We start from the raw sequence: 6,999 nt of genomic DNA on the forward strand, positions 1-6,999 counted from the left end.
ACGCCGGGCTCGCCGCCCTGAACGAAGCGCGGATCATCGGCATCTTCGCCCGCCTGATCGCCCGCGACGGCAAGCCCCGGTATCGTCAGTTCCTGCCGCGCATGTGGCGGCATCTGAACGCCAATCTGGAACAGCCCGCATTGGCGCCCGTCGCCCGCTGGTTCGACCGCCATGTCCCACCGGAGACGCGCGGATGAGCGCGGCGACCAACAAGAATGCAGGTCCGCGCATGACTGCTCCAACGAAGGCGATGGTTCTGGCCGCCGGGCTGGGTACGCGGATGCGTCCGCTGACCAACGACCGGCCCAAGGCGCTGGTCGAGGTGCAGGGCCGCGCCCTGATCGATCATGTGCTGGATCGGCTGGCGGATGCAGGCGTAACCGAGGCCGTGGTCAATGTTCACTGGTTCGCCGACCGACTGGAGCAGCATCTGGCCGCGCGCGGTCGCGGGCCGGGCATCGTGATCTCCGACGAGCGCGCCGAACTGCTGGAGACCGGCGGCGGACTGAAGAAGGCCCATCCCCTGCTGGGCGATGAGCCCGTCTTCGTCGCCAATATCGACAGCGTCTGGATCGACCGGGGGGATGCGCTGGGCGATCTGGTCCGTCTGTGGAACCCGGACACGATGGACGCCGCCCTGTTGCTGGCCCGGCGCGAAGGCTCCATCGGCTTCGAGGGCGACGGCGATTTCTTTCTGGGCGAGCAGAGTCCCGGAGAGGGGGGCCGCCTGACCTTCCGGGGCGAGGCACCGACCGCGCCCTTCGCCTATATGGGCGTCCACATCACCCGGCCCGGATACGCCGACAACGGCCCGGACGGCCCCTTCTCGCTCAGCCCCCTGTGGCGCAAGTCCGCTGCTGAGGGCCGCCTGTACGGCTGCGTGCTGGACGGCGACTGGATGCACGTCGGCGACCCACAGGCCCGCGATGAGGCCGAGACGAAACTGGCGGGAGAGGCGTGACCGCGTTCGATCCCTTCGCCGACTTCCCTCAAGCAGCCGACCGCCGCGCGGGCGGCGATAGGGAAACAGGAAGAGCCCCCCGCTGGCACGCGATTCCAGCGCACCGGCCGTTCCTCGAAGATCTGGCGGCGGGGGTTCTGGCGTGGCTGGGCGAACTGCCGCCAGAGACCCTGTCGGACGCCACCATACTGCTGCCCAACCGGCGGGCGGCGCGGGCCTTCACCGGAGCCCTGTCGAAGCTGGCAGACGGGCGTCCCGTCCTGCTGCCGCAGGTGCGGCCTCTGGGTGATCTGGAGGAGGACGAACCGCCCTTCACGCCCGGCGCCCTGGGTCTGGACCTGCCGCCCGCCATCGCCCCCCTGACGCGCCGGTTCGAAATGGCGCGGATGATCGTGGAGCAATTCGACAGCGACCTAACGCCGATGCGGGCGTTGGATCTGGCCGATGCGCTGGGCGGTTTCCTCGATTCCTGCCAGTTGGAAGAGGTTCAGAACCCCGAACGGGTCGCCAGACTGGTCGATGGCGAGATGGCCGAACATTGGGAACGGTCCGCCGAGTTCCTGAGCCTGGGCGTCGTCGCCTGGCCCAAGCGCCTGGCCGAACTGGGCCTGGTTGATCCGGCGTGGCGGCGCGCCACCCTGCTGCGCCGTCTGGCAGAACTGTGGGACCGCGAGCCGCCGACCCAGCCCGTCATCGCCGCCGGATCGACCGGCACCGTGCCCGCCGCCGCCGATGTTCTGGGCGCCGTCGCCCGCGCGCCTCTGGGCTGTGTCGTTCTGCCGGGGCTTGATCTCGATCTGGACGACCGCGTCTGGGACCAGATCGATGAAGAGAACGAACAACACCCCCAGCGCGCCCTGAAACGCCTGCTGGAGCGGCACGACATCGACCGCCGCGCCGTGCGTCCGTGGTTCCAGCCGCCGGTCGCGCCCCAGACGGAGCAGCGCGGTCTGGCCCGCCAGCGTCTGCTGAACGAAGCCCTGCGCCCCGCCGATGCGACCGGAGACTGGCGCGAGGCCATCCGCGACATCCGCGCCCGCGCCGTCGAGGCAGGCCGCGCCGCCGACCCCATCGCCGAGGGTCTGGAGGGGTTGTCAGTCCTGAACCTGCGCCATGACGAGGAAACCGCCGCCGCCATCGCCCTGATGATGCGCGAGACGCTGGAGACGCCCGGCAAGACCTGCGCTTTGGTCACGCCGGATCAGGGTCTGGGCCGCCGCGTCGCCGCGCGGCTGGAACGCTGGGGCATCGTGCCGGACGCCTCTGCCGGTCGGCCGCTGAACCGGATGCCTGCGGGGGTGCTGGTCGAACTGTGCGCGCGCTGGATCGCCGCGCCGACCGATCCGCAGGTGCTGCTGGGCCTGCTGAAACACCCGCTGGTGCAACTGGACCTCGGCGAGATCGACGCCGCCCGCGCCGTCGTGGTCTTCGAGGACATGGTCCTGCGTGGCCCGCGCCACGCCAGCTTCGAGCGGCTGAACCGGAAGCTGGACCGCGCATTGCTGCCCGACCGCGACGACGCCCCGCCGTCTGAAGGCCGCCTGAAGCGTCACGCCCAGGCGCGCGCCCTGTCGGATCACCTGCAGCATCTGGTCACCACAGCCCGCGCCGCCTTCGCCCCCACAGCCCCACTGGACGCCGCCGCCCGCGCCCTGACGGTGCTGATCGAGGCGCTGGCGGGTCAGAACGCCTGGGCCGGAGCCGACGGCGAAAGCGCGGCCGGCCTGTTGTCCAACGTGATCACCGGCGGAGCGTCGCTGGGCGCTGTCTCGACCGAGGACATGGTCGAACTGGTCAAGGGTCTGCTGGCCGACGCCGTGGTTCGCACGGGCGGGGCGACCCACCCGTCTCTGCGCATCCTCGGCGCCATCGAGGCCCGCCTGGTGCGGGCCGACCGGATGATCCTGGCCGGGCTGGAGGAAGGCGTCTGGCCGCAGGGCGCGCCAGTCGATCCCTTCCTGTCGCGGCCCATGCGAAAGGCGCTGGGCCTGCCCCCGCCCGAACGCCGCATCGGCCAGAGCGCACAGGACTTTGTTCAGGCCGCCTGCGCTGACGAAGCCATCCTGATCCACACCGAACGACGCGGCGGCCAGCCCGCCGTCCGCTCCCGCTGGCTGTGGCGCCTCGACATGCTGACGCGTGGGGCGAATACGGATGAGACGCCGGTCGCCGTTTCCGCCCCCGTCCATGTCGCCGACTGGACCCGTGCGCTGGATGCGCCTTTGCGCGACACGCCCGACTATGCGCGCCGCCCCGCCCCGACCCCGCCGGTGGACCGCCGCCCGCGTGTGCTGCCCGTCACCGGGGTCGAGCGTTGGGTGCGCGACCCCTATGCCGTCTATGCCCAGCGGATATTGGGGCTGAGGGTGCTGGACCGCCCCGGCGCCTCGGCCGAGGCCATGGCGCGCGGCAACGCCATCCACGACGCCATTGAACAGATGGTCCGCATCTGGCCCCACGCCCTGCCCGACAACTGCGCCGACCAGATCGCCGACCTCATCGTCAACGCCATGACCGAGGCCGGGTTCGAGGACGCCGCCCTGGCCCGCGAACGCCCGCTGGCCCGTAACGCCGCACAGTGGCTGGAGAAGTTCGAACGTGAACGGCGTGCGCGCGGCACGACCCTGCTGATCGAACAGTCGGGCGCTGTCGTCTTTGACGCCCCCGCCGGCCCCTTCACCGTCACCGCCCGCGCCGACCGCATCGAACTGGATGCGACGGGCGCGGCGATCATCGACTTCAAGACCGGCCAGACGCCCAGCCAGAAACAGGTGGTGCAGGGGTTCGCGCCGCAACTGACCCTGACCGCCGCCATACTGGCCGAGGGCGGGTTCCAGGCCCCGCCGACCGAGGCGACCGAGCTTCTGTACGTCAAGGTCACCGGCCGCCGCGATCCGGGCAAGGTCGATGACGTCTCGCGTCAGGGGCGGGGCAACGCCCAGACCGCCGCCCAGATGGCGACGCGCGAACTGGACCGGCTGAAGCTGGGCGTCGCGGCCTTCGATGACGAGGCGACGCCCTACACCTCATGGGTCGCGCCGCAGTTCATGGGCAACTTCGGCGGCAACTACGACCATCTGGCGCGCGTCTGGGAATGGCACGTCGTCGGCGGCGAGGACGAGGCGCCCGAATGAGCGATCTATCGCCCCCCAACCCCGTAGACATGGCCCGCGCCCATCAGGCGACCGCCGCCGATCCGGCCCTGTCGGTCTTCGTCACCGCTAACGCGGGCTCGGGCAAGACCACTACCTTGGTCAGCCGCGTGGCGCGGCTGTTGCTGAAACGGGTGCGGCCCGGCGAAATCCTGTGCGTCACCTACACCAAGGCCGCCGCCGCCGAGATGCAGGCGCGGCTGTTCGAACGGCTGGGCGAATGGGCGGTCGCCGACGACCGGGCGCTGTCGTGGCATCGGCCATTGAGACAACCCGGATGGCGGCTGATCTGGCGCGGCTGGACGGGCGCGATCCCGCCAGCCTGACCGACGCCGAACTGTCCGAGGCCCGCGTCCTGTTCGCCCGCGCGCTGGAGACGCCGGGCGGGCTGAAGATCCAGACCATCCACGCCTTCTGCGAGAAGCTGCTGCGCCGGTTCCCGCTGGAGGCCGGGGTGGCGCCCGGCTTCGAGGTGCTGGAGGATCAGGCGGCGCTGGCCCTGTCCCACGCCGCGCGCGAAGACCTGGCCCGTTACGCCCTGAACGACGGCGATGGTCCGGTGGGCCGCGCATACGCCCATTTCGCCGTCGAACTGGCCTGGGACGCCTTCCATTCCCTGCTGGACGCCATTGAGGCCAAGCGCGAGCCGCTGCTGGACTATCTGGCTCGGATCGAAGCCGGAACCGCGCCCGGCCCGCACGAACTGGTCGGGGTCACCCGCGACGAGACGCCCGCCGAGATCGAGGCCGGGTTCATGGACTGGCTGAACCCCGCCGACTGGCTGGCCGCCGCCGAGGGGTTCGCCACGGGCGGCGCCAATGACAAGAAGCTGGCCGGACAGATGCGCGATGCGGTTCCGCCCGCGACGACCCTGACCGCCATGACGCCCATCTTCATCGATTCGAAGGGCGTGGCGCGCGACAAGTTCGGCACGTCAAAGGCCCCGCCCGGCGCGGCCTCCTATCTGGCGGATGTGTCGCTGAAATACGTCTCGACGCTGGACCGGGTGCGCGCCGCCCGCGTGGCGGACGAGACGGAAAAGGTTCTGACCCTGGCCCGCGTTCACGCCGCCCTGTACGAGGCTGCAAAACGGGCGAACGGCGCGCTGGACTTCACCGATCTGGTCGGGCGCACAGTCGAACTGCTGACCAAACGGGCCACCGCCGCCTGGGTTCTGTACAAGCTGGACGGCGGGATTGAGCACGTCCTGATCGACGAGGCGCAGGACACCGCGCCCGACCAGTGGGACATTGTCCGCGCCCTGACGGAACCCTTCTTCGCCGGTTCCGGCGCCGAGCGTAAGGGCGCCGCTATCCCCCGCACGGTCTTCGCCGTGGGCGATGAGAAACAGTCGATCTATTCCTTCCAGGGCGCGCGACCCGAACGGCTGCGTCAGGAGGCCCGAACCTATGACGCCCTGGTGCGCGAGGCGGGCGCCGACTTCCGCGAGGTGCCGCTGGACACCTCCTTCCGCTCGACGGAGGAAGTTCTGGCCTTTGTCGACGTCGCCTTCGACAGCCCCGGCCGCACCCGCGCTCTGGTCGGAGAGGCAGGCGAAATCGCTATCCACCGCCCCGCCCGTCTAGAGCAATATGGCGCGGTCGAACTCTGGCCCCTGTTCGAAGACCCGGCGGCGCCCGAGCGCGAGGCCTGGAACGCCCCCGTCGACAAGGAAGACAGCCGCAGCGCCCGCAAGCAGTTGGCCCAGTCGCTGGCCCGCCACATCCGCGAACAGGTCGAGGCGGGCGCCGCCATCTATGATCCGAAGCAGCGCGGCGCCCTGCGGCCCGTGCGTTACGGCGACTTCCTGGTGCTGGTGCGCCGTCGCGATGCGACCTTCGAGGAGATCATCCGCGCCCTGAAAACCGAAGGTGTGCCCGTCGCGGGCGCCGACCGGCTGAAGCTTTCGAACCATATCGTCTTTGATGATCTGATCGCCCTGGCTCGCTTCGCCCTCTTCCCTGACGACGACCTGTCGCTGGCGGAAATCCTGCGCAGCCCCTTCTGCGATGTCGCTGATTTCGGCCCCGCCGACGCCCTTTATCCGTTAGCGGACAAGGTGGGCCGCGAGGGACGCAGCCTGTGGCGCGAACTGCAGCGCCGCGCCCATGAGCACCCGGCATGGACCGCCGCGCGCGATCTTATGGCGGCGCTGATCGCCGCGCGCGACCGCGATCCCTTCGCCTTCTTCTCCGCCGCCCTGAACCGGATCGGGCCAGATGGTCGTTCAGGCCGCGCCCGCATTCTGGATCGTCTGGGCCGCGAGGCGGAAGAAGCCATTGACGAAACCCTGACCCAGGTTCTGGCGGCCGAGGAACGCGGCGGGCGCGATCTGGAGACCTGTCTGGCCCTGCTGGAACAGGCCGATGTCGAGGTGAAGCGCGAGATGGAGGGTGCGCGCGACGAGGTCCGCGTCATGACCGTCCACGGCTCCAAGGGGCTGGAGGCGCCCATCGTCATCCTGCCCGACACCACTGGCAAGGCGAAGCCGCAGGGGCCGACCCTGATGCCCGCGACATTGGCCGACGGGACCGAGGCCTGGCTGATGTGTCCGTCCAGCGCCAAGTCCGACTGCGCCGTGTCCGCCGAGGTGCGTCAGGCCCGCGTGGACCGCACCGATGCTGAATCCCTGCGCCTGCTCTATGTGGCCCTGACCCGCGCCCGCGACCGCCTGATCGTCATGGGCCGCAAGATGAGCCGCCCCAAGGAGACGGGCTATGAGGAAGGCAGCTGGTGGGATGTCATCGCCGGAACCTTCGAACGGCTGGCGCAGGACCGGCCTGATGCGGTGCAGTTGCTGGACGGCGGGCGGCTGAGGTTCGGGGCCGATCCCGAAACCACGCCCCGCTCTGCGCCAACGGCGGCCAGCGCCGCCGCCATCCCGGA

At 70.2% G+C, this 6,999-nt stretch carries 4 protein-coding genes and 1 pseudogene; all 5 read left to right on the plus strand.

Features of this window, described 5'->3' with window-relative positions:
* Positions 1-197 (plus strand): annotated as a pseudogene (locus QZ281_RS06025) (aminoglycoside phosphotransferase); the annotation flags it as partial.
* Between the two features lie 53 nt (positions 198-250).
* Positions 251-961: an N-acetylmuramate alpha-1-phosphate uridylyltransferase MurU gene (gene murU, locus QZ281_RS06030; protein ID WP_292225910.1), complete on the plus strand. Its 711-nt coding sequence runs from the start codon at positions 251-253 to the stop codon at positions 959-961.
* Positions 958-4,095, plus strand: a complete 3,138-nt coding sequence (gene addB / locus QZ281_RS06035) for a double-strand break repair protein AddB (RefSeq protein ID WP_292225905.1) — start codon at positions 958-960, stop codon at positions 4,093-4,095. Before murU ends, addB begins: the two co-directional genes overlap by 4 nt.
* The gene (locus QZ281_RS06040) at positions 4,092-4,439 is read left to right on the plus strand and encodes a UvrD-helicase domain-containing protein (RefSeq protein ID WP_292225906.1); all 348 of its coding nucleotides are present in this window, start codon (positions 4,092-4,094) and stop codon (positions 4,437-4,439) included. The genes addB and QZ281_RS06040 overlap by 4 nt, the downstream gene beginning before the upstream one ends.
* On the plus strand, positions 4,391-6,999 hold a 2,609-nt coding region (locus tag QZ281_RS06045), incomplete at its 3' end, for a UvrD-helicase domain-containing protein (RefSeq protein ID WP_292225908.1). The genes QZ281_RS06040 and QZ281_RS06045, both read left to right, overlap by 49 nt.

Source organism: Brevundimonas sp. (genome assembly GCF_018608325.1).
GTDB lineage: Bacteria > Pseudomonadota > Alphaproteobacteria > Caulobacterales > Caulobacteraceae > Brevundimonas.